This window comes from Clostridium sp. AM42-4, from assembly GCF_003480105.1.
Lineage (GTDB): Bacteria > Bacillota > Clostridia > Lachnospirales > Lachnospiraceae > Brotaphodocola.
In genome coordinates this window covers 43246-70037 of record NZ_QUIK01000015.1, presented here as the reverse complement: position 1 = coordinate 70037, position 26792 = coordinate 43246, and the positions used below count along the sequence as shown (strand labels likewise).

At 48.9% G+C, this 26792-nt stretch carries 26 protein-coding genes; 21 read left to right on the top strand and 5 right to left on the bottom strand.

Annotated elements, in window-relative coordinates; translation table 11 throughout:
- Positions 1-42: 42 nt before the first annotated feature.
- The 3 genes from modA to DW922_RS12445 are packed head-to-tail and all read left to right on the top strand — an operon-like array spanning position 43 to position 2746.
- A complete protein-coding gene (modA, locus tag DW922_RS12455) occupies positions 43-933 on the top strand; it encodes a molybdate ABC transporter substrate-binding protein (RefSeq protein WP_118726740.1) in 891 nt (296 codons plus the stop codon).
- A 48-nt stretch (positions 934-981) separates the two neighbouring features.
- On the top strand, positions 982-1662 hold the full coding sequence (gene modB, locus DW922_RS12450; protein WP_118721148.1) for a molybdate ABC transporter permease subunit: 681 nt from the start codon (positions 982-984) through the stop codon (positions 1660-1662).
- 13 nt (positions 1663-1675) lie between these two features.
- A complete protein-coding gene (locus DW922_RS12445) occupies positions 1676-2746 on the top strand; it encodes an ATP-binding cassette domain-containing protein (protein ID WP_118726739.1) in 1071 nt (356 codons plus the stop codon).
- A gap of 73 nt (positions 2747-2819) precedes the next feature.
- Here DW922_RS12445 and DW922_RS12440 read toward each other — a convergent pair whose 3' ends face one another.
- On the bottom strand, positions 2820-3215 hold the full coding sequence (locus tag DW922_RS12440) for a LysR family transcriptional regulator (protein WP_118721129.1): 396 nt from the start codon (positions 3213-3215) through the stop codon (positions 2820-2822).
- A gap of 152 nt (positions 3216-3367) precedes the next feature.
- Between DW922_RS12440 and DW922_RS12435 the strand changes: the two genes are divergently transcribed.
- Positions 3368-3679, top strand: coding sequence for a hypothetical protein (locus DW922_RS12435; RefSeq protein ID WP_118726738.1), 312 nt, complete (start codon positions 3368-3370; stop codon positions 3677-3679).
- A 13-nt stretch (positions 3680-3692) separates the two neighbouring features.
- On the opposite strand, the gene DW922_RS12430 is transcribed toward DW922_RS12435, so the two are convergent.
- Positions 3693-4226, bottom strand: coding sequence for a type II secretion system protein (locus tag DW922_RS12430; RefSeq protein ID WP_243032210.1), 534 nt, complete (start codon positions 4224-4226; stop codon positions 3693-3695).
- Positions 4227-4519: 293 nt separating this feature from the next.
- On the opposite strand from DW922_RS12430, the gene DW922_RS12425 reads away from it, so the two are divergent.
- From DW922_RS12425 to ilvC, 6 genes are all read left to right on the top strand, one after another.
- Entirely contained in the window at positions 4520-5311 is a 792-nt protein-coding gene (locus DW922_RS12425; RefSeq protein ID WP_118726736.1) for an EFR1 family ferrodoxin, read from the top strand.
- On the top strand, positions 5308-6687 hold the full coding sequence (locus DW922_RS12420; protein ID WP_118726735.1) for an MATE family efflux transporter: 1380 nt from the start codon (positions 5308-5310) through the stop codon (positions 6685-6687). Before DW922_RS12425 ends, DW922_RS12420 begins: the two co-directional genes overlap by 4 nt.
- A gap of 169 nt (positions 6688-6856) precedes the next feature.
- Positions 6857-7648 carry a ZIP family metal transporter gene (locus DW922_RS12415; RefSeq protein WP_118721125.1) on the top strand — a complete coding sequence of 264 codons (792 nt, stop codon included), beginning with the start codon at positions 6857-6859 and terminating at the stop codon, positions 7646-7648.
- 99 nt (positions 7649-7747) lie between these two features.
- Complete coding sequence (locus DW922_RS12410) at positions 7748-8770, top strand: alpha-hydroxy-acid oxidizing protein (protein WP_118721124.1); 1023 nt, start codon at positions 7748-7750, stop codon at positions 8768-8770.
- A gap of 151 nt (positions 8771-8921) precedes the next feature.
- Positions 8922-9422, top strand: coding sequence for an acetolactate synthase small subunit (gene ilvN, locus DW922_RS12405; protein ID WP_118726734.1), 501 nt, complete (start codon positions 8922-8924; stop codon positions 9420-9422).
- A 177-nt stretch (positions 9423-9599) separates the two neighbouring features.
- Complete coding sequence (gene ilvC / locus DW922_RS12400; RefSeq protein ID WP_118726752.1) at positions 9600-10619, top strand: ketol-acid reductoisomerase; 1020 nt, start codon at positions 9600-9602, stop codon at positions 10617-10619.
- Positions 10620-10762: 143 nt separating this feature from the next.
- On the opposite strand, the gene DW922_RS12395 is transcribed toward ilvC, so the two are convergent.
- Positions 10763-11665 carry a LysR family transcriptional regulator gene (locus DW922_RS12395; protein WP_118726733.1) on the bottom strand — a complete coding sequence of 301 codons (903 nt, stop codon included), beginning with the start codon at positions 11663-11665 and terminating at the stop codon, positions 10763-10765.
- A gap of 251 nt (positions 11666-11916) precedes the next feature.
- Here DW922_RS12395 and leuD point away from each other — a divergent pair, with 251 nt between their 5' ends.
- From leuD to DW922_RS12355, 8 genes are all read left to right on the top strand, one after another.
- Positions 11917-12399 carry a 3-isopropylmalate dehydratase small subunit gene (gene leuD / locus DW922_RS12390; RefSeq protein ID WP_118721122.1) on the top strand — a complete coding sequence of 161 codons (483 nt, stop codon included), beginning with the start codon at positions 11917-11919 and terminating at the stop codon, positions 12397-12399.
- Positions 12399-13643 (top strand): aconitase/3-isopropylmalate dehydratase large subunit family protein, encoded by a 1245-nt coding sequence (locus DW922_RS12385; protein WP_118726732.1) that lies wholly within the window; start codon positions 12399-12401, stop codon positions 13641-13643. The genes leuD and DW922_RS12385 overlap by 1 nt, the downstream gene beginning before the upstream one ends.
- A 22-nt stretch (positions 13644-13665) precedes the next feature.
- On the top strand, positions 13666-14157 hold the full coding sequence (locus DW922_RS12380) for a 3-isopropylmalate dehydratase (RefSeq protein ID WP_118721120.1): 492 nt from the start codon (positions 13666-13668) through the stop codon (positions 14155-14157).
- A 14-nt stretch (positions 14158-14171) separates the two neighbouring features.
- On the top strand, positions 14172-15416 hold the full coding sequence (locus DW922_RS12375; RefSeq protein ID WP_118726731.1) for a 3-isopropylmalate dehydratase large subunit: 1245 nt from the start codon (positions 14172-14174) through the stop codon (positions 15414-15416).
- A 115-nt stretch (positions 15417-15531) separates the two neighbouring features.
- On the top strand, positions 15532-16026 hold the full coding sequence (ybaK, locus tag DW922_RS12370; protein ID WP_118721118.1) for a Cys-tRNA(Pro) deacylase: 495 nt from the start codon (positions 15532-15534) through the stop codon (positions 16024-16026).
- A gap of 439 nt (positions 16027-16465) precedes the next feature.
- Positions 16466-17380, top strand: coding sequence for a cell wall hydrolase (locus DW922_RS12365; RefSeq protein ID WP_118726730.1), 915 nt, complete (start codon positions 16466-16468; stop codon positions 17378-17380).
- Between the two features lie 309 nt (positions 17381-17689).
- The gene (gene pckA, locus DW922_RS12360; RefSeq protein WP_118721147.1) at positions 17690-19294 is read left to right on the top strand and encodes a phosphoenolpyruvate carboxykinase (ATP); all 1605 of its coding nucleotides are present in this window, start codon (positions 17690-17692) and stop codon (positions 19292-19294) included.
- A 239-nt stretch (positions 19295-19533) separates the two neighbouring features.
- Positions 19534-20184 carry an HAD family hydrolase gene (locus DW922_RS12355; protein WP_118726729.1) on the top strand — a complete coding sequence of 217 codons (651 nt, stop codon included), beginning with the start codon at positions 19534-19536 and terminating at the stop codon, positions 20182-20184.
- Positions 20185-20951: 767 nt separating this feature from the next.
- Here the strand turns inward: DW922_RS12355 and DW922_RS12345 are convergent.
- Complete coding sequence (locus DW922_RS12345) at positions 20952-21386, bottom strand: aspartate carbamoyltransferase regulatory subunit (protein ID WP_118726728.1); 435 nt, start codon at positions 21384-21386, stop codon at positions 20952-20954.
- A complete protein-coding gene (gene pyrB, locus DW922_RS12340) occupies positions 21380-22303 on the bottom strand; it encodes an aspartate carbamoyltransferase (RefSeq protein WP_118543252.1) in 924 nt (307 codons plus the stop codon). Before pyrB ends, DW922_RS12345 begins: the two co-directional genes overlap by 7 nt.
- A gap of 371 nt (positions 22304-22674) precedes the next feature.
- Here pyrB and DW922_RS12335 point away from each other — a divergent pair, with 371 nt between their 5' ends.
- The 3 genes from DW922_RS12335 to DW922_RS12325 all read left to right on the top strand — a co-directional run bounded on the left by DW922_RS12335 (position 22675) and on the right by DW922_RS12325 (position 26755).
- On the top strand, positions 22675-23448 hold the full coding sequence (locus tag DW922_RS12335; RefSeq protein ID WP_118707110.1) for an ABC transporter ATP-binding protein: 774 nt from the start codon (positions 22675-22677) through the stop codon (positions 23446-23448).
- Between the two features lie 12 nt (positions 23449-23460).
- Complete coding sequence (locus DW922_RS12330; protein ID WP_118726727.1) at positions 23461-25320, top strand: CARDB domain-containing protein; 1860 nt, start codon at positions 23461-23463, stop codon at positions 25318-25320.
- Positions 25321-25417: 97 nt separating this feature from the next.
- Complete coding sequence (locus tag DW922_RS12325; protein WP_118726726.1) at positions 25418-26755, top strand: FtsX-like permease family protein; 1338 nt, start codon at positions 25418-25420, stop codon at positions 26753-26755.
- The last annotated feature ends 37 nt before the right edge of the window (positions 26756-26792 follow it).

The following is a 26792-nucleotide window of genomic DNA, read 5'->3' as shown; positions in this document are numbered from 1 at the left end:
GAATTCACATAAATTATTGCAAAAACAAGGAAGAAACAGACAATGAAGAAACAGTTCGCAGTTGTAATGGCAGCTATGATGGCAGCAGGAATGATGGCAGGATGCTCCTCCAAACCGCAGGAGACTACCGCAGCAGCAACCGAAGCAGAGACTGCTGCAGAGGAGACCACCGGAGCAGAGACTGAGGCAGAAACCGAAACCGAAACAGAGGGTGAGGCAAAGGCGGATCTTGGCGAGCAGGGCATTCTGGTTGCGGCAGCAGCAAGCTTAAAGAATGCATATGAGGATGAACTGATTCCGATGTTTGAAGAGCAGTATCCGGGTGTAACCGTGGAGGGAACCTACGACAGTTCAGGAAAGCTTCAGACCCAGATCGAGGAAGGTCTTGAGGCAGACGTATTTATGTCCGCAGCAGTTAAGCAGATGAAAGCTCTGGACGAGGAAGGCATGATCGCGTCTGATACCATCGTGGACCTGTTAGAGAATAAGATTGTTCTGATCGTTCCGGCTGGCAGCGACAGCAAGATCGATTCTTTCGAGAAAATCGGCGATGCCGCATCCATCGCTCTGGGCGATCCGGAGAGTGTTCCGGCAGGCCAGTACGCAAAAGAAGCGCTGACAAACTTAAATGTCTGGGACAGCATTCAGGATAAGGTAAGCTTCGGAACCAATGTAACCGAGGTATTAAACCAGGTTGCAGCAGCAAGTGCTGACGCAGGTATCGTTTATGCAACCGATGCAGCAAGCATGGCAGATCAGGTAACCGTTGTTGCAGAGGCACCGGAAGGAAGCCTTGAGAAGAAAGTCATCTACCCGGTAGCAGTCGTAAAAGCAACAGCTCATGAGGATGCGGCGAAAGCATTTGTAGATTTCTTACAGACTCCGGAAGCAATCAAGGTATTTGAGGCTTACGGTTTCACAGCAGCAGAGTAACAGGCCGGAAAGAATGCCGAAAGCATGTGCGGCAGAAAGGAGAAAAAGATGGACTGGTCCCCAATTCTGATATCCATGAAGACAGCCAGTGTTTCCATTGTGATCACATTCTTTCTTGGAATTCTGGCAGCCTGGTGGGTGGTTGGCATGAAAAATGAGCGTATGAAGGTCATCCTGGATGGAATTTTAACCCTTCCATTGGTACTCCCGCCTACCGTAGCAGGATTTTTCCTTTTATATCTGTTTGGGGTGAAACGTCCCATCGGAATTTTCTTTTTACAGTATTTTGGAGTCAAGATCGCGTTTTCCTGGGTGGCCACGGTGCTTGCGGCAGTGGTGATGTCTTTTCCGCTTATGTACCGTTCGGCCAGAGGAGCTTTTGAACAGGTAGACCCGAATCTCATGGCAGCGGCCCGTACCCTTGGTATGAGTGAATGGAGCATTTTCCATAAGATTCTGATTGCCAATGCCATGCCGGGAATTGTCAGCGGAGGTGTCCTGGCGTTCGCAAGAGGACTGGGGGAGTTTGGAGCAACCGCCATGATCGCGGGCAACATTGCAGGCAAGACCAGAACCCTGCCTATGGCAGTGTATTCTGAAGTGGCAGCCGGAAATATGGATGAGGCATACCGGTATGTTGCGATCATTGTTGTTATTGCCTTTCTTTCCGTGATCTTAATGAACCGGGCGGCACTGAGAGAATCAAAAAAGCGTGGCCAGTTCCGGTAATAAGGAGCAGAGTATGAATGAACAATTATTAGCAGTTGATATCCGGAAAAAGCTGCGGGAGTTTGAGCTGCAGGTTCAATTTACTTCCGGCAAAGGCTGCCTTGGAATTCTGGGACCTTCCGGCTGCGGAAAGAGCATGACATTAAAATCCATTGCAGGGATCGTGGAGCCGGACAGTGGTTCCATTGTGCTGGATAACCGAACGCTTTATGACAGCAGCAGAAGACAGAATCTGAAACCGCAAAAACGGCGTGTAGGCTATCTCTTTCAGAATTATGCACTGTTTCCGAATATGTCCGTGGAGGAGAATATCCAGACAGGACTGAAAACGAGAAAACGTTATGATGAAGCACAGCAGAAAAAACGGACAGCCGAGATGGTGGAGCGTTTCCGCTTAAGCGGACTGGAAAAGCGCTATCCGGCTCAGCTTTCCGGCGGACAGCAGCAGAGGGTGGCGCTGGCGAGAATCCTGGCCTATGAACCGGAAGCACTGCTTCTGGATGAGCCATTTTCCGCGATGGATACCCATTTGCGGGAACGACTGCGCCTGGAACTGGCCAGTGTGCTTTCTGAGTATCAGGGAGCATCGATCATGGTAACCCATGACCGCGACGAGGCTTACCAGCTTTGCGATAATTTGCTGCTGTTTAGCAGAGGACGTGTGATCGCGGCAGGAAAAACGAAGGACATCTTCAACGATCCGGGCAGTGTAGAAGCTGCAAGGCTGACCGGCTGCAAGAATATTTCCCGGATCGAGAAACTTGATGATCACCGGGTGCGTGCGCTGGACTGGGATAATCTGGAACTGGTGACAGAAAAAACGGTGGCAGAGGATATCACATCAGTGGGAATCCGCGCCCATGACTTTGAGCCGGTGGCAGATCAGGAGACGGGAGCGGAAATAGAAAACCGGATCCCGGTGGGAAATCCAAAAATCTCCGAGATGCCGTTTGAATGGTATATTACCCTGTCAAACGGACTGTGGTGGAAAATTGGAAAGACCATCCACACACATAGTGCAGATGGCCAGATTCCAAACTATGTGAGGGTTGCACCGAAGGCGATTCTGCTGCTGAGAGGGTAAGTGATGCGGCCAGTCATATGTGGAATTCAGAATACTGGGGCTGCATATGTGAACAGTAGAGTTTTTGATGGTATTAATGCGGATAAGAACCAAAATATTTATCAAAGAGCTGGGCAGTGACTGCTTTCAGCTCTTTTTCCATATCCTGATAACGTGAGAGAAAATCCTTCGCTTCCTTTGTCAGATGGGAGGAACCACCGGCTGCACCGCCGGATCTTGACTGAATCAGGGAATAGCCCAGATATTTTTCGGCTTTTTTAATGATCTTCCAGCCTTTACTGTAAGACATTTCCATTTCCCGGCAGGCGGTCTGCATGGAATTGGTCTGGTCCACCAGAGTGAGAAACTCTGCAACGCCGGGGCCAAAAAAGGTATCGCTCTTTGCAAGGCGGAGCCTTACGGATGGCCGGAGCGGAAGGTCTGTGGGAGAAATGGATTCATCGAAGGTTGGTTTTGGTCTGCGGCCCATGAAAATGCTATGTCCTTTCTAAATGCAAGTTTACGTTCTATTTTTTAGTATAGCACGCTGTGATCGTCCGGGCAATTTTTTCTCGACAAAAAGCAAAAAAACTGTTACTGTATATGGGTAAATTGTTACCTTCAGAAAGATAAGGAATTGATATGAAAGAAACCAATAAGATTGAATTGCACGGGGATATTTCTATTCCGTTTTTAAAAAAAAGCCGCTTTACAGGAAGCTTCAAGGGAATGCGTTACGTGCTCATCAAGCATGACAATGAGCTAGAGCCTGCTACGGAAGAAACACCGGCAAAAACGGAGACCGTGATCCGCGCCATCATCTGGCCAGAACCGTTTAACTTTGAAGTGACGCCGGATGAAAAAAAACATCACAAGGATTTTCCGTTCACCACAGATGGAATCTGGGAGGCAGTGGACTGGCTGAACGCAGAGCACGAAGCCGGGCATTATTGACCGGAAGACATCTCTAATGCTGAACCACTGCATCTCCATTTTTATATCCAAAATAGACACTGATTGCTCCTTTATCAGAGGAGTTCTCAAAATAGATCACGATATTCGCCTTTCGGAAATCTCTGTCTCCCCGATATTCGCCCTTTCCAAAGAAAATACTTTTTGTGCCGCCATCCACGGAAGTTCCCTTGCCGCATGGCTTTTTCGGACAGGTGTAGTAGATCTGTCCACTGTCCGGATCATAGAAAAACGGGTTTGCATTTCCACTGGAAGAGCCCTTCAAATGTGGATAGTCTGCCTCCCATATATATGTTTTCGGATTTTTTCCGTCTGCATCCGTTACCGTGAATTCTCCCAATGCGGAAAGATAGCGGGCTGCAGAATACGCACTTCTCAGATTTGCTACATCTGTTGTTTCCCGGCTTTTTTCAGCCTGGCTTGTAAACACCGGAATAGAAACACTGACTAAGATTCCAACGATAGCCACAACTACAAGAAGCTCTGCCAGTGTAAATCCTTTCCATGAATGTAATTGTCTTCTCATCATGCACTCCATTTGTCAAATTTTTATGATCCCAGCAAATGTTCCAGCGTACGGAATCGATACTCCATACTTCCAGACCATCCCGAAACACTGGCTTTATTGTAGCACAATGGCTGGAACTGGATAGAGAAGATCTGCTTTTTATGCAACGATTGTGCACTGCCCAAGGTTGCTATTTCCCTTGCAAAATGCTAAAATCGAACTACACACGGACAGTGGAAATTTGTGGGGATTTATTCTCTGTCTGTGTTCATAAAAATGTGAACGGGGGTTCATGAAAAAAGGGAGATTGTATTATGAATATTTCACAAATTACCGGGATTTACTTCAGTCCTACCGGCACGACCAAGAGTGTGACAGAGTGGATTACAGGGCAGATCGCGGCAGATAAACAAAAAACGGATGAGGTGGACTTAACCGATGCCATTCTTTCCCGCCCGGACTATACCTTCACCGAGCACGAACTTGCAGTAGTCGGTGTGCCGGTTTATGGAGGACGTGTGCCGGAAACAGCAACAGAGCGACTGAAAAAAATGCATGGAAAGCGGACCCCGGTGGTGCTTGTGGTTACGTTTGGCAACCGGGCATATGAGGATGCACTGCTGGAGCTTTCTGATATCTTAAAGGAGCAGGGCTTCATTCCGGCAGCAGCGGCAGCTGTGGCAACGGAGCATAACATTGCCAGGGTGTACGGCACCGGACGCCCGGATGAGAACGATAAAAAAGAAATGACTGCTTTTGCGGAGGCAGTGAGAAAGAAACTGGCAGATACAGCCGGAAGCACGAAGCTGACGGAACTTTCCATCAAGGGAAACCGTCCTTATAAGCCTTATGGAACGCTGCCATTGAAAATCAGCGTATCCTCTGCCTGTGAAAGCTGTGGACTTTGTGTCCGCAAATGTCCGGTTCAGGCCATTTCCAGGACGGACCCGAAGGTGACGGATGAAACGGCCTGCATTACCTGCATGCGCTGCGTTCAGATCTGCCCGAAGCACGCAAGGAAGCTTGGAACCCTGGTGACTCTCGCTATCCGCCAGAAATTAAAGAAAGTTTGCACGGACAGAAAGGGTGCAGAGTTTGTACTATGAAGCTGGAAAATGACTTAGACACCGATGACATACGGGGGCTGGTCCTTCGTCTGGCACTGCCATCCATGCTGGCTCAGTTCGTCAGTGTGTTTTACAGCATTGTAGACCGTATGTACATAGGAAACATCCCAAAAATCGGAGAGGTGGCTCTGGCCGGTGTCGGTATCTGCGGTCCCATTGTAACCCTGGTTTCGTCCTTCGCTATTTTGGTGGGGGTAGGCGGCGCGCCGCTTATGAGTATCCGCATGGGGCAGAAGAATGAAAAGGGAGCAGGACAGATCCTTGCTAATTGTTTTCTCATGCTGACGGTGATGTCCCTGATTTTGACCGTCTGTGTGCTGGGACTTCGGGAAAAGCTGCTCTGGTGGTTTGGCGCAGGCGAGACAACGTTTCCGTATGCGTTATCTTATATGACCATTTATCTGTGCGGCACGTTTTTTGCATTGATGACAACGGGCATGAACCAGTTTATCATCTGCCAGGGCTTTGCGAAAGTCGGTATGAAAGCGGTTGTGATCGGTGCAGTGGCGAATATCATCCTAGATCCGGTATTTATTTTCGGACTGAACCTGGATGTGCGCGGTGCGGCACTGGCTACGGTACTGTCGCAGATGTGCTCCTGCGTTTATGTCCTGCGCTTCCTGTTTGGGAAAAAGGTACCGATCCGCATTACCTTTCACGGGTATGATCCGAAACTGATGCTGCAGATCGTCAAAGTCGGTTTCTCCCCGTTTATCATCATTGCGCTGGACAATGTGCTGGTCATTTCCCAGAATATGGTGATCCAGCGTCTGGGAGGCCCTGGTCAGGGCGATGTCCTTTTAACTTGTGCGGCCATTGTCCAGAGTTTTATGCTGATCATTACCATGCCGCTTGGCGGTATTACTTCTGGTACACAGACCATTCTTGGGTATAACTTCGGGGCGAAGCGTCCGGACCGCATCTGGAAAGCGGAGCGGTGGATCGTCACCTGCTGTCTGGTATTTAACGCGATCATGTTCCTGGCGGCACAGTGCATTCCGGAGGTTTTTGTGCGGATCTTCACCCGCAATGAGGAATACGTGGCATTAAGTGCCTGGGCCATCCGGGTTTCCACGCTTGGCGTGCTCCCGCTGGCGATTCAGTATACCGTGGTCGATGGTTTTACTGGAATGGGCATTGCAAAGGTAGCAATCACTTTGTCACTGTTTCGGAAGTTTATTTACTTTGCGTCCGTCGTGGCAGTTCCGATGCTCACCGGGGTGACGAATGTATTTTTTGCGGAAACCATTTCTGATTTTGCCGGTCCGGTGTTTTCCACGATCATGTTTCTCTGTGTGTTTAAGCGGGTTGTTGGGGATCCGAAGACTGTTGGGAGAACAGAAAAAGCCGGATGACGGAAAGAAACAAGCATTTGCGGCAAGAACGACTGCAAAGTCTGCTGTTGTCTGGCCAACAGCAGACCGTGACAAAATGACAGCCAAAAACAGCCATACTTTTTTCTGTATAGTATCGCATGTAGCCAGTTGCGGAATAAGATACTATAAGGAAAGAGGGTGATCTCTCATGCGAGAGGAGCTGTTTCATATTATTTTAGGAATTTTGATCCCGTTTCTGGGAACGACCATAGGAGCGGGCTGCGTATTTTTTGTACAGAAGGAGATTAAGTCGGTCATCCAGAAGATGCTTCTGGGATTTGCCTCCGGCATCATGGTGGCTGCTTCGGTGTGGTCGCTTCTGATCCCAGCTATGGAGATGTGCGAGTCAGCAGGAAAGCTGGCCTTTATCCCGGCGGCAGTGGGCTTTTCCATTGGTATGCTTTTTTTGTGGATGTTAGATAAGCTGATCCCGCATCTTCATATGGGAAGCGATACGCCGGAGGGACCAAAGAGTAACTTAAAGAAGACAACCATGCTGGTGTTTGCGGTAACACTTCATAACCTGCCGGAGGGCATGGCGGTGGGCGTTGTATTTGCCGGGCTTCTGACCGGAAGTGCACCGATCACCGTGGCAGGAGCATTTGCCTTAACCATCGGCATTGCGATCCAGAATTTTCCAGAGGGAGCGATCATCTCCCTGCCATTGCACAGCGAAGGGCAGTCGAAGCTTCGTGCGTTTATCATGGGAACGTTGTCCGGTGTGGTAGAGCCGATCGGGGCATTGGTTACAATTTTATGCGCAAAGGTTCTGGTGCCGATCGTGCCTTATATGCTGGCGTTTGCAGCAGGAGCCATGATCTATGTGGTTGTGGAGGAGCTGATCCCGGAATCCGCACAGGGCGAACATTCAGACATGGGAACCATGGGATTTGCGGTGGGGTTCCTGATCATGATGATTCTGGATGTGGCATTGGGGTGATTCTGAACCCGATATGATGAAAATAGCAGCAAAGTAATATAAGCCGGAAAGCCTTTAAACACGCGCTTCCCGGCTAATACATAATAAGGAGTGTATAGAATGACACAGGAAGAGGTTTTAAAGAATGCAAGGACCTGTCTTGGTTCGTACTGTAAGGGATGTCCGGTCTGCAATGGCCGCGCCTGCAAGAATACCATGCCGGGCCCGGGCGCCAAGGGCGAGGGCGACACGGCAATCCGCAATTACGATAAGTGGAGAGAGATCCGCGTACAGATGGACACGCTCTGCGAGAATGGTCCGGTGGATACCAGACTGGAACTTTTTGGAAAACAGTTTGCCTATCCGTTCTTTGCGGGTCCGGTGGGCGCTGTGAATCTGCATTACGGGGACAAGTATGATGATGCAGCGTATAATGATATTCTGGTGCGTGCCTGCGCGGAGGCTGGCATTGCAGCATTTACCGGCGACGGAACCAACCCGGAGGTGATGCGCGCGGCTACCGCGGCGATCGGAAAGGCAAACGGACTTGGCGTGCCGACCGTGAAGCCATGGAATGCAGAAACGGTAGCAGAGAAGATGAAACTGGTAAGAGAATCCAAAGCCTTTGCGGCGGCCATGGATATTGATGCGGCAGGTCTTCCGTTCTTACAGAATTTGACTCCGCCTGCAGGCAGCAAGACCGTAGAAGAACTTTCCGGTATCATCCGCGAGGCAGGAGTTCCGTTTATCGTAAAGGGTGTTATGACCGTGAAGGGCGCATTAAAGGCGAAGGAGGCCGGTGCATCTGCGATTGTGGTATCCAATCACGGCGGACGTGTCCTGGACCAGTGCCCGGCAACTGCGGAGGTGCTTCCTGAGATCGCAGAGGCTGTGGGCGGCGGTTCCATGAAGATCCTGGTGGATGGTGGTATCCGAAACGGCATTGACATCTTCAAGGCACTGGCACTTGGTGCTGACGGTGTGCTGATTGCCCGCCCGTTTGTCACCGCGGTATATGGCGGGGCAGAGGAAGGCGTCAGGGAACTGGTGAACCGTCTGGGAAGCCAGTTAAAAGACACTATGGCTATGTGCGGCGCACACAGTCTGGCTGAGATCACGAGAAATATGGTGCGGAACGATTGAAATGTCTTCTAATTGCGGACATATGACCGTTTCCGAAAGGAAAACAACATTAGGTATAACTGAAATGAATATTACACATTCCTTTTATATAGTTGACAAATAGTACCAGGATTGTTATCATAAAGAGAACGTGACAGAAGGGAGAACACTTATGGATCGAATCGTGTTATCATTGTTAGTAGACAACACATCAGGTGTCTTAAGCCGTGTAGCAGGCTTATTCAGCCGCCGTGGCTACAACATCGAGAGTCTGACCGTTGGTGTCACTGCAGATGAGCGGTATTCCAGAATGACTGTAGTTGCTTTTGGCGATCAGAACGTTTTAGAGCAGATCGAAAAACAGCTCCGCAAGCTGGAGGATGTCCGCGATATCAAGGAATTAAAGCCGGGTCATTCCGTTTACCGGGAGCTGATCATGGTGAAGGTACGGGCCAACGCGAATGAGCGTCAGGCAGTCAGTGCCATTTCCGATATTTTCCGCGCAACCATCGTGGATGTAGGCAAGGATTCCCTTACCGTCATGCTGACCGGCGACCAGTCCAAGCTGGACGCACTGATCAACCTGCTGGAGGATTACGAAATCTTAGAGCTTGCAAGAACCGGACTGACCGGCTTATCCCGCGGCTCTGATGACGTGCGGTATCTTCCGTAAGCAGAAATTCCGTGAAGACACGGACTTATTACAAGGGACTTTAAGTGTCAGAAACTTCAGGGGCGGACTGAGAGTCGTCGAAGCGCTGGCGCATGAAGCATACAGGCAGCTGGAGGGAACCTGCTTTCCAGTTACCCCACAACTATGAATCTAAAGATTCTTGAGGAGGAAAAGAAGATGGCAAAGATTTATTATCAGGAAGACTGTAACCTGTCCTTACTGGATGGAAAGACCATCGCTATCATTGGCTACGGCAGCCAGGGACATGCACATGCATTAAACTTAAAGGAGTCAGGATGTGACGTTATCATCGGTCTGTACGAGGGCAGCAAGTCCTGGGCAAAGGCTGAGGCACAGGGCTTTAAAGTATATACCGCAGCAGAGGCTGCAAAGAAAGCAGACATCATCATGATCCTGATCAACGATGAGCTGCAGGCTGATATGTACAAGAAAGACATCGAGCCGAACCTGGAAGAGGGCAACATGTTAATGTTCGCTCATGGCTTCAACATTCATTTCGGCTGCATCAAACCGCCGGCAAATGTCGATGTTACCATGATCGCTCCGAAGGCACCGGGCCACACCGTTCGTTCCGAGTACCAGGAGGGCAAGGGTACTCCGTGTCTGGTAGCTGTAGAGCAGGATTACACCGGTAAGGCTCTGGAGAAAGCTCTGGCATACGGCCTTGGTATCGGCGGCGCAAGAGCTGGTCTTCTTGAGACTACCTTCCGTACCGAGACTGAGACTGACCTCTTCGGTGAGCAGGCTGTTCTTTGCGGCGGCGTTTGCGCTCTGATGCAGGCTGGTTTCGAGACCCTGGTTGAGGCTGGCTACGATCCGAGAAACGCTTACTTCGAGTGCATCCACGAGATGAAGCTGATCGTTGACCTTATTTACCAGTCCGGTTTCGCAGGCATGAGATACTCCATCTCCAACACTGCTGAGTATGGCGATTACATCACCGGACCGAAGATCATCACCGAGGATACCAAGAAGGCTATGAAGAAGATCCTGACCGATATCCAGGATGGTACCTTCGCAAAAGAGTTCCTGCTTGATATGAGCCCGGCAGGCCGTCAGGTTCACTTCAAGGCTATGAGAAAGCTTGCTTCTGAGCATCCGTCTGAGAAAGTCGGCGCTGAGATCCGTAAGCTGTACAGCTGGAACGACGAGAGCGGAAAGCTCATCAACAACTAATCAAATTCTCATACAGAGATTACAAAAAGGAGTCTCCGCATTGCGGAGGCTCCTTTTTTGAGCAGAATAAAAGCTGCACATGGGACTTTGCCTGAAATGCAGCTTTGCTTGTTACAGAAAAAAATTATTTTGGTGGTGGAAAATCACAGATTCCGGCTGTCCTGTGCCCGACAGAACCGGATAAATGTATCTAACGCCTTGGAAGTGCGGTTACTCTGCCATAAAAATCCAATGGTGCGCTTGTGGATCGGGGTGTCGAGCTTTAACTGCACAAGTCGTCCGGAATCCAGATCTTCTTTTACAAACTCTTTTATGACGCATCCGATTCCCAGACCAATGCGGGCAAACTCGATGAGCAGGTCCATGGTGGTGACCTCCAGAAGGTTGTTTGCAACGATCTGGTTGAGCGTCATGTAGTCATCGATGTAATGGCGGGTAATGTTGTTTTTGTCAAGCAGCATGAGGTTGCCGCTCTGGAATACATTGGTGTCGGCACCTTCCCGGAGCTTTAAGTTTTCCAGATAGGCGGGGGTGGCGACGAAAATATCCTCAATATCCATAACCGGAATGAAATCCATGTTTTTGGCTGCTTTCTGTTCCACGACCAGGCCAATGTCGATGCGCTGCTGCTCTAACATGGACAGTGTCTGGATGGTAGGCTGGCTTTCGATGGTGATCTTAATATGCGGGTACTGCTCGATAAAGCCTTTCAGATATTTTACCATGATAAAACGGCATAAGGTATTGCTGACTCCGATGCGGATGTGCCCCATGTTGAATTCACGGATACGTTTTAATTCCATTTCTCCTTTGGTGAGTTCATCGAAAGCATCGCGGGTATGTTCGAAGAGCACCTGTCCCTCTTCGGTGAGCTGTACCCCGCGGGAATTCCGGGTAAAGAGCACCGTGTTTAAGCTGTCTTCCAGCTTGCTGATGGATTTGCTGATCGCAGGCTGGCTGATGTAAAGTTCTTTTGCGGCGCGGGAAATATTTCCGGCCTTTGCCACGGCATAAAAAATGCGGTATTGTGATAAATTCTGGTCCATATCGCGTAATCCCCCTAATAGAATGATAGACTCTCCGGTCTGTGCCTAAGACAGAATAGAATCATATCGCTTACTTTATAACTAACTGTTATGATACATATGAGTATTATCTATTGTCATTATATCAGTAGTGATGATATAATTCAATAAGTGACAAAAAATGCCTGTATGCGGAAGCAAAACCAGAGTGTGAAAAAACATCCACCAAAGCATGCACGGCCAGAAAGAAAAAGAACTGTCAGGAGGACATTATGTCAGTCGGAAAAATTTTTAAATTTCACAATGACCTGGATACGGATCAGATCATCGCATCCCAGTATCTGTTACTTCCTACCATCGACGAGATGAAGGATCATACATTTGAGTCTTTAGACCCGGACTTCCCGAAAAAAGTAAAACCGGGCGATTATGTAGTAGGCGGCGAGAACTTTGGCTGCGGCTCTTCCAGAGAGCAGGCACCGAGCGTGTTAAAAGCGCTGGGCGTTCAGGCTGTGGTTGCAAAATCCTTTGCCCGCATTTTCTACCGCAATGCCATTAACATTGGTCTTCCGGTCATCGTCTGCAAGGACCTTCCGGATGCAGTAAACACCGGGGATGAGATGGACCTTTCCCTCACCGAAGGTGTTGCAAAAGCAAACGGAAACACCTATTCCTGCACCAAACTGCCGGCTTATATGCAGCAGATCTTAAGCCAGGGCGGACTGATCGCATCACTGAATAAGGAGGAAGACTAATGACAATCGCTGAAAAAATCATCGCTCTTGCAGCCGGTGTGCCGGAGGTAAAAGCAGGAGATATCCATACCGTAACCTTAGACCGCATGATGAGCAACGACGGAACCACACATTTAACCGTCGACATGTACAACAATAAGTTAAAACATCCGCACATTGCTGATCCGAAGAAGATGGTCTTCATCGTCGACCATAACGTACCGGCTGACAGCCCGAAGACCGCTGCTTCCCAGAAGAAGATGCGTGATTTCGCAAAGGAAAACAACATTGATTTCTGGGAGGGCAAGGGTGTGTGCCACCAGATCATGATGGAAAACTATGTCTGTCCGGGTGAGCTGATCTTCGGCGCAGACAGCCATACCTGCACCTACGGTGCGCTGGGCGCATTCGGTACCGGTGTTGGCTGTACCGACCTGCTTTACGGCATGGTAACCGGAACCTCCTGGGTACTGGTTCCGGAGACCGTGAAATTTAATCTGGTTGGAAAGCTACCGGAGGGCGTATATCCGAGAGATTTGATGCTTACCATCATCGGTGAGATCGGTGCAAATGGCGTGAACTATCAGGTAATGGAGTTTACCGGTGACGGTGCGAAGACGTTAAGCGTCAACGACCGTATGGTACTCTGCAACCTGGCCGTAGAGGCAGGTGCAAAGACCGCGATCTTCGAGGCAGATGAGATCGCCCTGGAGTACTTAAAGGCAAGAGGCCGTGAGCCGAAGGCTGTTTTCAAGAGCGATGCCGATGCGGTTTACGCAAGAGAGTATACCTTTGACCTTTCCAAAATCCAGCCGGTTGCAGCACGTCCGGACTTCGTGGATGATGTTGTGCCTGCAAAAGAGGTTTGCGGTGTCCGCATTGACGAGGCATTCCTTGGCTCCTGCAACAACGGACGTATCGACGACCTCAGAGTCGGTGCAGCCATTGTAAAAGGAAAGAAAATTTCTGACCATGTACGTTTCCTGGTTGTTCCGGCCAGCCGCGAGGTTTATTTACAGGCACTGGATGAGGGACTGATCCAGACCTTCATGGAGAGCGGTGCGATCGTGATGAACCCGAACTGCAGCGTCTGCTGGGGAAGCTGTCAGGGTGTGATCGGCGAGAATGAGGTTCTGATCAGCACCGGTACCAGAAACTTTAAGGGACGTGCCGGACATCCGAGCTCCAAGGTTTATTTAGGTTCCGCAGCAACCGTGGCAGCATCTGCCGTGAAGGGCGAGATCTGTACGGCTGATATGTTATAAAAAATGAAAGAGGATAAAAACTATGGCACAGTATACCGGAAAGGTCTGGGTCCTGGGCGATGACATCGATACCGACATCATCATCCCGACCGAGTACCTGGCCTTAAAGACCATTGACGATATGAAACAGTACGGCTTTTCCCCGCTCCGTCCGGAGCTTGCGGGTCAGATCAAGCCGGGAGATATCATTGTAGCAGGCAAAAACTTCGGCTGCGGCTCTTCCAGAGAGCAGGCACCGGAGGTTATCAAGGCACTTGGCATTCCCTGCATCATCGCTAAGTCCTTTGCGCGCATTTTTTACCGCAATGCCTTAAACAACGGACTGCTCTTACTGGAACAGCCGGAGCTTCATGATGTGGTAAACGAGGGCGATACCATCACCGTTACCGTGAATGAAGCTGTTGATTATAATGGAAAGAAATACCCGATCGCTTCCCTGCCGGAGAACTTAATGGAGATCATCGAGGCCGGCGGTCTGGTCAAAGCCATGCGCAAACGCAACGGGCTGGATTAGAGTAGGAGGAAGCTATGGGACAGACAATCATTGAGAAAATTTTAGCACATAATACCGGCAAGGATGTAAAGCCGGGCGATATTGTTACCGTAAACGTAGACCGCGTGATGTTAGATGACATCATGATCCCGTTCATCGTGGACAAGTTCCACGAGATGGGCTTTGCAAAAGTATGGGACCCGGATAAGGTCGTTCTGATTTACGATCATCTGGTACCGGCAAGCCAGCAGGACGACACCCGTCATTTCCGCGTAGGCGATGCATTCGTAGAGCAGTATGGCATCAAAAACATTCACAGAAGTGACGGAATCTGCCACCAGCTGATGACGGAGGCAGGCTATGTAAAGCCAGGCCATGTCGTATTTGGTACCGACAGCCACACCACGACCTACGGCTGTGTAGGCGCATTCTCCACCGGAATCGGCTACACCGAGATGGCTTCCATCCTGGGAACCGGAACTCTCTGGGTAAAGGTGCCGGAAACCATCAAAGTTGTCATTGACGGCGAGCTGCCGGAGGGCGTTATGTCCAAAGATGTGATCCTCCGCCTGATCGGAGACCTGGGCGCAGACGGTGCAACTTACCGTGCCCTGGAGTTTACCGGCTCTGCAGTGAAGAACATGAGCATTGCCAGCCGCACAACCATGGCGAACATGGCAATTGAGGCAGGAGCAAAATGCGCGCTGTTTACCCCGGATGAGAAGACCGAGGAGTACTGCGAGATTAAGCTGGATGACTTCCAGAAGAGCCTGGCAGGCGACCCGGATGCAGTTTACTTAAAAGAACTTCACTACAAGGCGGAAGATTTTGTCCCGGTTATGGCATGTCCTTCCCAGGTAGATAAGATCCGCAATGTCAGCGAGCTGGAAGGCAACGTCATTGACCAGGTGTTTATCGGTTCCTGCACCAATGGCCGTCTGGAGGACCTGCAGGCAGCAGCAGAGGTATTAAAAGGCAAGAGCGTGGCTCCGTATGTCAAGCTCATCGTTACCCCGGCCAGCCGCAAGGTATACCAGGAGGCAGCAGCATGCGGCGCGATCAAAACCTTAATGGAGGCAGGCGCGATCGTAACCCATCCGGGCTGCGGACTCTGCTGCGGCCGTACCGGCGGTATCTTAAGCGACGGCGAGCGCGTTGTGGCAACCAACAACCGCAACTTCTTAGGACGTATGGGAACCTCCAAAGTAGAGATTTACCTGGCATCCCCGAGAACCGCTGCAGCCTGTGCTGTAGCTGGTAAGATCGTGAGCCCGGTATAAACATGGAAACAAAGTAACTTAATTTTTGCCTGGAAATGCAGCCCGGTTTGAGCTGCATTTGGGGCTCAATATGACTAGGGAAACCGGCTTACGGCTGTCCCGTTGCATGGAGATTATGTATATGAAAGCACAAAAACAGGAAAAAACGAATGTCATGCGTCTTTTAGATGCAGCAGGCATTTCCTACCGTGTCCAGGAGTATGAGGTGGATGAGAACGACCTTTCCGGCATCCACGTAGCAAACCAGATTGGCGAGGACCCGGACAGTGTGTTTAAGACCCTGGTGTTAAAGGGTGAGAAGCGGGGCTATCTGGTCTGCTGCATTCCCGTGGCAGAGGAGCTGGACTTAAAAAAGGTAGCCAGGGCTGTGGGCGATAAAAAAGTGGAGATGCTTCCCATGAAAGAGCTTCTCCCGACCACTGGATACATCCGTGGTGGCTGTTCTCCGATCGGCATGAAGAAAAAGTTTCCTACTTATATAGAAGAAACAGCAATTTTATTTGATGAGATCGCAGTCAGCGCAGGTATCCGCGGTGCGCAGGTCATCTTAAATCCGGAGGATCTGAAGGCCTACACCGAGGCAGAATATGCCAGTCTGACGGTTGAATGACCACACTCTTCCGGCATGTTTGCCGCTGTGAAACAGCGAAAATTGCGGATCTGCCTGGCAATCTGCTGGAGTTTCATGGAAAAAAGAAAAGATAAGTTTACATAAAAAAGAACCGACAATGTTCGGCTCTTTTTTTATAACGGTATAATTAACAAAAATGTAATAATTGCGTAATAGTTCGGAAGAAAAATGAAACAAAAAAATGGCTGTTTAAGCGGAAAAACTTTGTGAAAAGCTATAGAAAAGAGCAAATTCCTGAAAATTCCGGGTGGCATTTATGACAAAAGTGTGAAAAACTTATTGACAGTTCCACTTGTCCCCCACTATAATATCGCCTGTCACAAGAAAAAAAGTGATTTCAGGACTCAACTCCCACTTTGAGCCGGAAAAATGCCATATTTAGGGAATCACTTGTCTGAAAGAAGAAAGGAGCATATCCATGTATCCATGGTGTTCATTTCTCCAGACGGTTTGCCAGTTTGTAAAAAACATCTTCACTCCGGTAGTGAACATGACCAAGCGTTTATACCGCAGTGCGGCAGTCATCATGGCTGGAACTGCAGTGGTAGCCGTTATGACTTTTTCTTCCGCTGGATTTGCGGCGGGCGGACACAACGCCCTGACTGCTTATGCAGAAACTTCTGACGGGGAAGTTCCGGACACGGAAACACTGGACGAAGCGATGGAAGAGATCGCTGGAGAAACGCAACTGTTAACGGAAGCAAAGGTGCAACTGCGTCTTACAGATCCTGACAATTTGAGGAGCGGGCAGCTCCTTGTGGGTGATACCATAGCAAGGGATATACAGGAACAGGATGCTATGCGTCAGGAACAGAAGGCTGTGATCGAAGCAAACGCAAAAGAGACGGAGCGGATCGAGGAGGAGCGCCGCAGACTGGCTGAGGAAGAAGCAGCCAGAAGGGCAGAGGAAGAGCGCAGGCATGCAGCAGCAGAGGCTGTGCGGGCGTCATCGGTCATCTCTTTCTCGGATCAGGACTATGAGGTTTTGAAACGGATCGTAGAGGCTGAGGCAGGTGGCTGCGACATGAAGGGCAGGATCCTGGTAGCCAATGTCATTTTAAACCGCGTGCGCGACGGGGAATTCCCGTCTACCATTACCGATGTGGTTTACCAGCGGTCCCAGTTTTCGCCAGTTAGCGATGGACGGTTAAATAGCTGCAGCGTGTCTGAAAAAACGGTGGAGGCAGTCAACCGTGCACTCTCCGGGGAGGATTACTCCCAGGGAGCATTGTTCTTTATGAACCGGATCCGGTCCCGTTCCAGTAATGTCAGCTGGTTCGACCGTAATCTGACCTATCTGTTCCAGCACGAAAAGCATGAGTTCTTTCGATAAAAAGAAGAATCCGGCTGAAGAAATATTCAGCTGCGAAAATGAAAAGAATCATAAACATTGTTAAAAAACAGACAGAATCTGCCATAAGGCAGAAAAACGAAAAGAGAGTCCAAATGGATTCTCTTTTTGTGCATAAAGGAAAACTTAAAAAAACACTGTATACATAATCCAAAACTTATGGGTTACATGAGGATTTTATTATGGAAATTTTATTTCCAAATATTGACTTTTTCTTCACACAATGAGATAATAAACGCGAATTTCGGTAAAAATTGATATCGAGGAAAGTGAAAGAGAGGTTGAATGAAGATGGCAAATATCGATTTAAGTCAGTATGGTATTACCGGAACCACAGAGGTGGTTTACAATCCTTCTTACGAAGTGTTATTTGAGGAAGAGACCAAAGCAGGTCTGGAAGGCTATGAGAAGGGACAGGTCAGCGAGCTTGGCGCTGTCAACGTTATGACCGGTATCTATACAGGTCGTTCACCTAAAGACAAATATATCGTGATGGATGAGAACTCCAAGGACACCGTTTGGTGGACCTCCGACGAGTATAAAAACGACAACCATCCGGCAAGCAAAGAGGCTTGGGAAGCTGTTAAGGAAATCGCGAAGAAAGAGCTTTCCAACAAGAGACTGTTCGTAGTAGATGCATTCTGCGGCGCAAACAAAGACACCCGCATGGCAATCCGCTTCATCGTTGAGGTTGCATGGCAGGCACACTTTGTAACCAACATGTTCATCAAGCCAACTGAGGAAGAGCTGAAAGACTTCAAGCCGGACTTCGTTGTTTACAACGCATCCAAGGCAAAAGTTGAGAACTACAAAGAGCTTGGCTTAAACTCCGAGACTGCAGTTGTCTTCAACATCACCAGCCGTGAGCAGGTTATCATCAATACCTGGTACGGCGGCGAGATGAAGAAGGGTATGTTCTCCATGATGAACTACTATCTGCCGTTAAAGGGCATCGCTTCCATGCACTGCTCTGCTAACACTGACTTAAACGGTGAGAACACCGCTATCTTCTTCGGTCTGTCCGGAACCGGTAAGACCACCCTTTCTACCGACCCGAAGCGTCTCCTCATCGGCGATGACGAGCACGGCTGGGACGACAACGGTGTATTCAACTTCGAGGGCGGCTGCTACGCAAAGGTTATCAACCTGGACAAGGATTCCGAGCCGGATATCTACAATGCGATCAAGAGAAACGCTCTGCTTGAGAACGTTACCCTGGATGCAAACGGCAAGATCGACTTCGCAGATAAGAGCGTAACCGAGAATACCCGTGTATCTTACCCGATTGACCATATTAAGAACATCGTACGTCCGATCTCCGCAGCACCGGCAGCTAAGAACGTAATCTTCCTGTCCGCAGATGCATTCGGCGTACTTCCGCCAGTATCCATTCTGACTCCGGAGCAGACCCAGTACTACTTCCTGTCCGGTTTCACTGCTAAGTTAGCAGGTACCGAGCGTGGTATTACCGAGCCGACCCCGACCTTCTCTGCTTGCTTCGGACAGGCATTCCTGGAGCTGCATCCGACCAAGTACGCAGAAGAGCTGGTTAAGAAAATGGAGAAGAGCGGTGCAAAAGCATACCTGGTTAACACTGGCTGGAACGGTACAGGCAAACGTATCTCCATCAAAGATACCCGTGGTATCATCGATGCAATCTTAAACGGTTCCATCAACGCAGCACCGACCAAACAGCTTCCGTACTTCAACTTCGAGATCCCGACCGAGCTTCCGGGTGTAGACACCGGCATCCTCGATCCGAGAGACACCTATGCAGATGCTGCTGAGTGGGAGACCAAGGCAAAAGATCTGGCACAGCGTTTCACCAAGAACTTCGCAAAATACGAAGGCAACGCAGCTGGTAAGGCTCTGGTTGCAGCTGGTCCGCAGATCTAATTGCGAGATTAATTTCATATTGCAATATTCATGGAAAGGCTGCCCTTGTGGCAGCCTTTCCTGCTTCACAGGAGGCAAGGGCGGAGTGTTGACAAAGCATCGGTAAAATCCTGTTGCTGGACACGCGTGCGTGAACAGAAAACAAAGCAAAGGCACTTCTGTGGATTCCAGAAGAAAAGAATGTGCATCGGTTGTATTTTCTGCTATACTGGAATCATAAATAAAAAAAGGAGACGAGGATGAAAAAATATATATTCTTTGATTTGGATGGAACTCTCACGGATTCGGCGGAAGGAATCACCAATTCCGTCGCTTACGCATTAAAACGCAACGGCATTTTTGTGGAAGATAAAACATCCCTGAATGTGTTTGTAGGACCGCCGTTGGTGGAAAGTTTTATGAAATATTATCACTTCGACCGTGAAGAAGCGAAAAAATCCGTGGGGATTTACCGGGAATATTTTGAGGAGAAAGGCATGTTCGAGAATGCCGTATATTCGGGAATTCCGGAGCTGCTTGCCGGACTGAAAAAAGACGGATACAAGCTCTACGTGGCAACCTCCAAACCGGAACCGTATTCCGTAAAGATCATCGGACATTTTGGACTGGCAGAGTATTTTGAGATGGTCGGCGGTGCAGACATGAACGAAACACGAGTCCATAAAGGCGATGTGATCCGTTATGTTATGGAAAGCTGCAATCTGACCAACCCGGACGAGATTGTAATGATCGGAGACCGGGAAAATGACATGAACGGTGCAAAGCAGAATGGAATCGAATCCGTCGGCGTTCTTTACGGATATGGAAGCCGCGAAGAACTGGAAAATGCCGGAGCCTGTCATATCGCAAACGATGTGCAGGAGCTGGGACGCGTACTGCGGACCTTATAAACAATTTAGCACAGTAACGAACGAGGGCCGAAAGCTCACTGTAGAGGCAGTCCTCTGCCATGCGCAGATACTTCTCGTCTACTGCAGTGATCCGTTTTCCCTGTGCATTTCGCTGCAGCTTTCGCAGGTATAAAGTTTTGATGATCCGGATCCACTGGCGACAGTCACCGGATTTCATACAGGTTTTATAGAGATCCTCCCGTTGCTTTTCATTGGCAATCCACAATTCTTTGATGTCCGGTATTTCACGGATCAGCTGTTCTGCCTCATCGTGGTTTAATACTTTGCGCATATAGTTTTTGGTGCTGTCTGTTGGAGTGAAAATTTTTCTGCCTTTCTGGAAAGAAGGCACCAGTACATAAAAAAGCCGTCCGTTTCCGGTCTGAAGCGGATCCATGGTAGTAATGTCTTGAATCTGGCATACGCCGGTTGTTCCGTAAACGATATAATCGCCTTTTTCAAACATGTTCACACATCCTTTTCGTTAACATAAAACGAAATTTACACACTTATTTTACCAGAATTTGGAGGTGGATTTCCAATGCTTTTTTACACAAAACCGAAAGTTTGTGAAATAGTACTGTGTAGGAGTGATGTGTTTTTGTGGAAGATGACAATGCAGGTTATAGAAGAGAGACGTTTAGAAACCGGGATTTTTGGAATGAAAAGAATACGAAAGGATATACAAAGAACAAAAGAAGGAGCAGAGACGCCATTGGCATCTGTGCTCCTTCCTTTCTGGTGCGCTCAACAGTGCACGTCTGGTTTTATTTCGATTTTCCGTATTTCTCTTCGCAGTACATGCAGCGGTAAGTCTCGGTCTTCTCATCTGCAAGGTAGAAGATGTGCGGCAGCTCCTGTTCGATGGAGGTGATGCAGCGCGGATTCTTGCAGCGGATCACGTTGGTGATCTTCTTCGGCAGGTTCAGTGCCTTTTTCTCAACGATCTTGTTGTTACGGATCACGTTTACGGTGATGTTGTGATCAATGTAACCAAGTACATCAAGGTCGATGTTGTCGATCGGTCCCTCTACTTTGATGATGTCCTTACGACCCATTTTGCTGCTGCGTGCATTTTTGATGATGGCTACCTGGCAGTCAGTAAGACGGTCAAGACCAAGGTGATAGTAAATGTCAAGACTCTTGCCTGCCTGAATGTGATCCAGAACTACGCCTTCCTGTAATCCACTGATATTTAACATGGTTTTTCCACCTCCAGTAAAGTCATGATCAGAGCCATACGGACATAAACACCGTACTGAGCCTGTTTGAAGTAAGCAGCTCTCGGGTCATCATCCACCTCAGTGGAGATCTCGTTGACACGAGGGAGCGGATGCAGAACATACATATCTTCTTTGGCTAATTTCATTTTCTCCTTGTCCAGGATATAGCTGTCTTTTAAGCGGATGTAATCTTCCTCATTGAAGAAACGCTCTTTCTGGACACGGGTCATGTAAAGAATGTCAAGCTCCGGCATGGCTGCGTCTAAATTGCTGACTTCCTTGAAGTCGATATTGTTCGCACGCAGGACGTCTTCACGGATGTACTCCGGAACTTTTAATTCGTCTGGGGAGATAAGTACGAAACGAACATTTGGATAGCGGACCATGGCGTTGATCAAGGAATGAACGGTACGGCCGAATTTTAAGTCACCACAAAAGCCGATGGTTAAGTTGTCCAGACGGCCCTTTAAGGAGCGGATGGTCATTAAATCGGTTAAAGTCTGGGTCGGGTGCTGATGTCCGCCGTCACCGGCATTGATCACCGGGATTCTGGAATTCATGGAAGCAACCAGTGCAGAACCCTCTTTCGGATGACGCATAGCCGCGATATCTGCGTAGCAGGAAATCATGCGGATGGTATCTGCAACGCTTTCACCTTTGGCTGCAGAGCTGGAATTGGCCGAAGAAAAACCAAGTACGCTGCCTCCTAAACTTAACATTGCGGATTCAAAGCTAAGTCGGGTTCTTGTACTTGGTTCATAGAAAAGAGTCGCCAATTTTTTGCCGTCACAAACGTGAGCGTATTTTTTAAGGTTGTGTTCGATGTCAGATGCCAGTGTCAATAATTCGTCGGTCTCTTCAACGGAAAAATCCAACGGATTCAACAAATGTCTCATAACGTATCTCCTTTACTTTTTTTCTGGCAGCCGGACAAATTATCCGGCCGCAAGTCTTAGGACATTATAGCGGATTTTGTTTGGGATTACCAGTCCCTTTTTTAGAAAATATTTCATAAAAATACATCCTCTTTTTTGTGATATTTTTGGATAGTTTTTCTAAAATTCACTGTAATGAATCTGTAAGGAAGATTAAGAAAAAGTGGATATCTAAAAAGCTGAGAGTACGGTATAATGAGCGTGAACAGAGAAGAAAAGCTGTTTTTGTGTATTCCAAAAACAGCAGATATCTGTGAGGCATGGAGCAGCCGGAACGTGTTTGGTCCGTGCAGCGCAGGACTGGGACGACGATGCTCTCAGAGGAGATGAAAATGGAAGAAAAGAAGACACCCGTGATCCGGGTGAAGAATTTATATAAAATTTACCAGGTGGGCACAAATAAGGTCTATGCCTTAAACGGTGTGGATTTCACGATGTACAAAGGGGAATTTTGTGCGATTGTCGGTCCATCGGGTTCCGGAAAGTCTACGCTTCTGAATATGTTAGCCGGGTTGGAAAAACCGACAAAAGGCGAGATCATCATAGCCGGGAAACATATGGAACGGATGGATGAAAACCAGCTGGTGACGTTTCGGCGGGAAAATGTAGGTTTCATTTTTCAGTCCTACAATTTATTGAAAACGCTCAATGCCGTGGAAAACGTTGCTTTGCCTCTTTCGTTCCGTGGAGTACCAAAGAAGATACGAAATGCAAAGGCAGAAGAATATTTAAAGCTGGTTGGTCTGGAAAAGCAGATGAAGCATATGGCGAACGCCATGTCTGGTGGTCAGCAGCAGCGTGTAGGCATTGCACGGGCGCTGGTGGTAAATCCAAAGATCATTTTTGCGGATGAGCCAACCGGAAACCTGGATTCCAAAACGACCATGGAAGTGTTAAAGCTGATGCAGCGGATTGTGCGGGAGCAAAACCAGACCCTGGTTATGGTCACGCATGACAATTACATAGCCGGGTTTGCGGACCGGCAGTTCCACATTGTGGATGGAAAAATTCTGAAAATTGAGGAGCAGAAAGCGGACGAAGTGGGAGAAAAAATGGCGGAATCAGAACCAACAGAACCAGAACGGTTCGGAACATGTTTGAAATAGAGGAGAAGAGCAATGAAAAAAATGAAATGGAAGCGGCTTGCCGCCTTTGTACTGGCTGCGATGCTGTTTGCAGGAGCTGTGCCACTTACCATGCCGGTGCAGACCTATGCATCGGAGGTAGCGGTGTATTCTGACAAGATCCAGCGGGGAAAGACAGGGAAATCCCTGACGGTCAGTTTTACCATTCAGAATCAAAGCGGAAGTGATATCAAAGACGCAAAGATTGCGTTTGACACCAGCGGCGGTGAAATCTGGGATGAAGACGAGGAAGACCGCCAGTATGGCTATTCCTTTCCGTTTGAGGTGACCGGAAAACTGAACGATACCGATCATCCAAAGGGAATCGGAACCATTTCGGACGGAAAAGAAAAGAAAGTTTCCCTGACCGGTACTGTGCGCCGGGATTTATCTGAGGGTTACTATAAGGTCCCGGTTGTAGTCATGGACAAAGACGGGGGCTGGATCGGTCATGAGGACCTCCGCGTCTGGATCACCAAATCCACTTCCAAGGATGATGACGACGATGACACTAACAAAACCTACGATTTTGTTTTGGGCGAAGGGCAGGATGCTCCGCGCGGCGTTTATCCGAATGTGATGAATTTTTCCATTGGCCTGCGTAACAACAGTCCGGCAACGGTATACAATGTGAAAGCGAGCATGGTCCTGGATGCGGACAATACGAAGTTCCCGTTTGAAATCAATGATGCCAACTACGACCGCATGTTTGACAAGATCGCGGTTGATGAGACGGTGCAGCTGGACTACAGCTTTGCTATCCGCAAGGAGTCCTACACCGGTTATTACCCGATCGCCATGAAAATCTATTATTCAGATAGTTCCACCGGGGAGGAACTGAAAACCTATGAGACGTCCTTCTTTGTCCATATTGTGAGTAAGCCGACTAAGGACGATTACGATGAATTTAATGAACATGACCGCACCAAGGCCCGCCTGATTATCGACGGATACAGTACCGATCCGGAAACCATCATTGCGGGAGAAAGCTTTGACCTGCTTCTTACCGTGAAGAACGCTTCCAGCAGTGTTTCGGCATCGGACATTCTTTTGACGGCAGAATCGGAGAAAGTTTCCGACAGTCCGGTATTCACCACGGAATCCGGATCCAGTTCTGTAGCAGTCAATTCACTTGGTGCAGGTGCATCGACGCAGGTGCGTTTCCGCATGGCATCGCGGGCGGGGGTAGATCAGCGTTCTTATGGACTTACGATCAAGGCAAAGTTCGATAGCCCGGAATTTAAAAATGCGGAGGAAGATATGGCGGTAGACATTCCGGTTAAGCAGATTCCGCGCCTGAACACGGGAACCTTTGAGGTGACCCCGGATTCCATCAATGTAGGCGAAGAGTCCAATATCATGTTTGGCATCAACAATACCGGCAAGGTGACTCTTTACAATGTGATGGCGAAGTTTGAGGCAGACTCCATCCAGACCACAGACACCTACGTCGGCAATATCAAATCCGGCGAGACCGGAAACGTGGACTGCATGGTAACCGGAGCGACACCGACCACAGACGACGGTAAAGTGAAAGTTATCATTTCCTACGAGGATGAAAATGGCGAGGTGTCAGAGGTAGAAAAAGAACTGACCCTGTTTGTAAGCGAACCTGCTCCGGATATGGACGAGATGGATCTGGGCGGTATGGACGATATGCCGCAGGAAGAGCCGGGACCGATGCAGAAATACGGAAAGATCGTGCTGATCGCTGTGGCAATCGTCGCCGGAGCAGTAGCTGGCTGTGTTGTATACAAGCACCGGAAACGGAAAAAAGAGCAGGCATTGCTGGCAAACGAAGAGGAACTGCAGGACGAAGATGATAAACAAGCTGACACCCGGGAAGGAAAATAGCCTGTGCAGGACAGGAAAACAGGATGAATGCCCTGGATTCTGTCAAACATCCGAAACAGAAGCATTTGAAATGGAACGTTGAGAGGAAACAAACACAATGAAATTTGTAGATCTGCTGGCGATGAGCCTGAAAAATTTAAGCAGAAGAAAACTGAGGACCGCTCTGACGGTCCTTGGTGTCGTGATCGGTACAGCGTCCATTGTCGTCATGGTTTCCCTTGGCATTGGGCTTAGTGAGTTGAACCGGGAACTCATTTCTTCCTATGGAAGCCTGACCGAGATCACGGTCAACAATCCTTATAATGGCGACAGCACAAAAGATCCGCTCTATCTGACGGATGATGTGGTAAAGCAGATGGAAAAACTTCCCTATGTGACTGGGGTGTATCCGATGCTGCAGGTGGATGTGCTGATGCAGCAGGGAAAATATACCAGCAATGTGACCTTAAACGGTGTGCCTTACGAGTATCTGAAAAAAATTCCATTGGGGCAGGGAACGCTTTCATATTCATCCGATCATGAATTAAAGCTTATTTACGGCAATGCCATCATCCAGTGGTTTACCGATGCGAAAGGCAATAACACCTACTGGGAAACCGGGGAACTTCCGAACGTGGATTTCATGGGAAAGCCGATGTTTGTGATCTTTGATACGGATACCTATTACCAGTCCCAGAATGGTGGGGAAGATGCTCCAAAGCCGCCGAAGAAGTATCTGCTGAAAGCAGACGGTGTGGTAGAAGGCGGCGTGGACGATTACAACAGCTATGCCTATAACGTTTACACCAGGCTGGATCTTCTGGAAACCCAGCTGAAGCGGATATTTAAGAAAAAAGCCATTCCGGGACAGCCGACAACCAAAAAAGGAAAACCTTACCGCTATTTCATCTACAATTCCTGCAGCGTCAATGTGGATGATATAGAGCATGTGGGCGAAGTACAAAAGAAGCTTACCGACATGGGGTTTCAGGCATCCAGCAACGCCGACTGGATGAAGCAGTCGGAGCAGCAGTCCAACATGATCCAGGCAGTGCTTGGCGGAATTGGTGCGGTCTCTTTATTTGTGGCAGCGATCGGCATTGCCAATACCATGATGATGTCCATCTACGAGCGCACGAAAGAAATCGGAATCATAAAAGTGCTCGGATGTGACATGAAAGTGATTCGTAATATGTTCCTGCTGGAATCCGGTTTTATCGGGTTTATGGGCGGTATTGTGGGGCTGATCTTTAGTGCGGGCATATCCTTTGCCATCAACCATTTTCTTCAGATCGGCCAGACCATGACCGGCATGAGCGGCAACATCTCCCGGATTCCGCTGTGGCTGGCGGCAGCCTCGGTAGGCTTTGCCGTGCTGATGGGCATGGCGGCCGGGTTCTTCCCGGCACTGCGGGCCATGAAGCTGAGCCCGCTTGCAGCAATCCGCAATGAATAGTGGATGAAAAGCACTTGAAAAAATACTTGCATTTTCC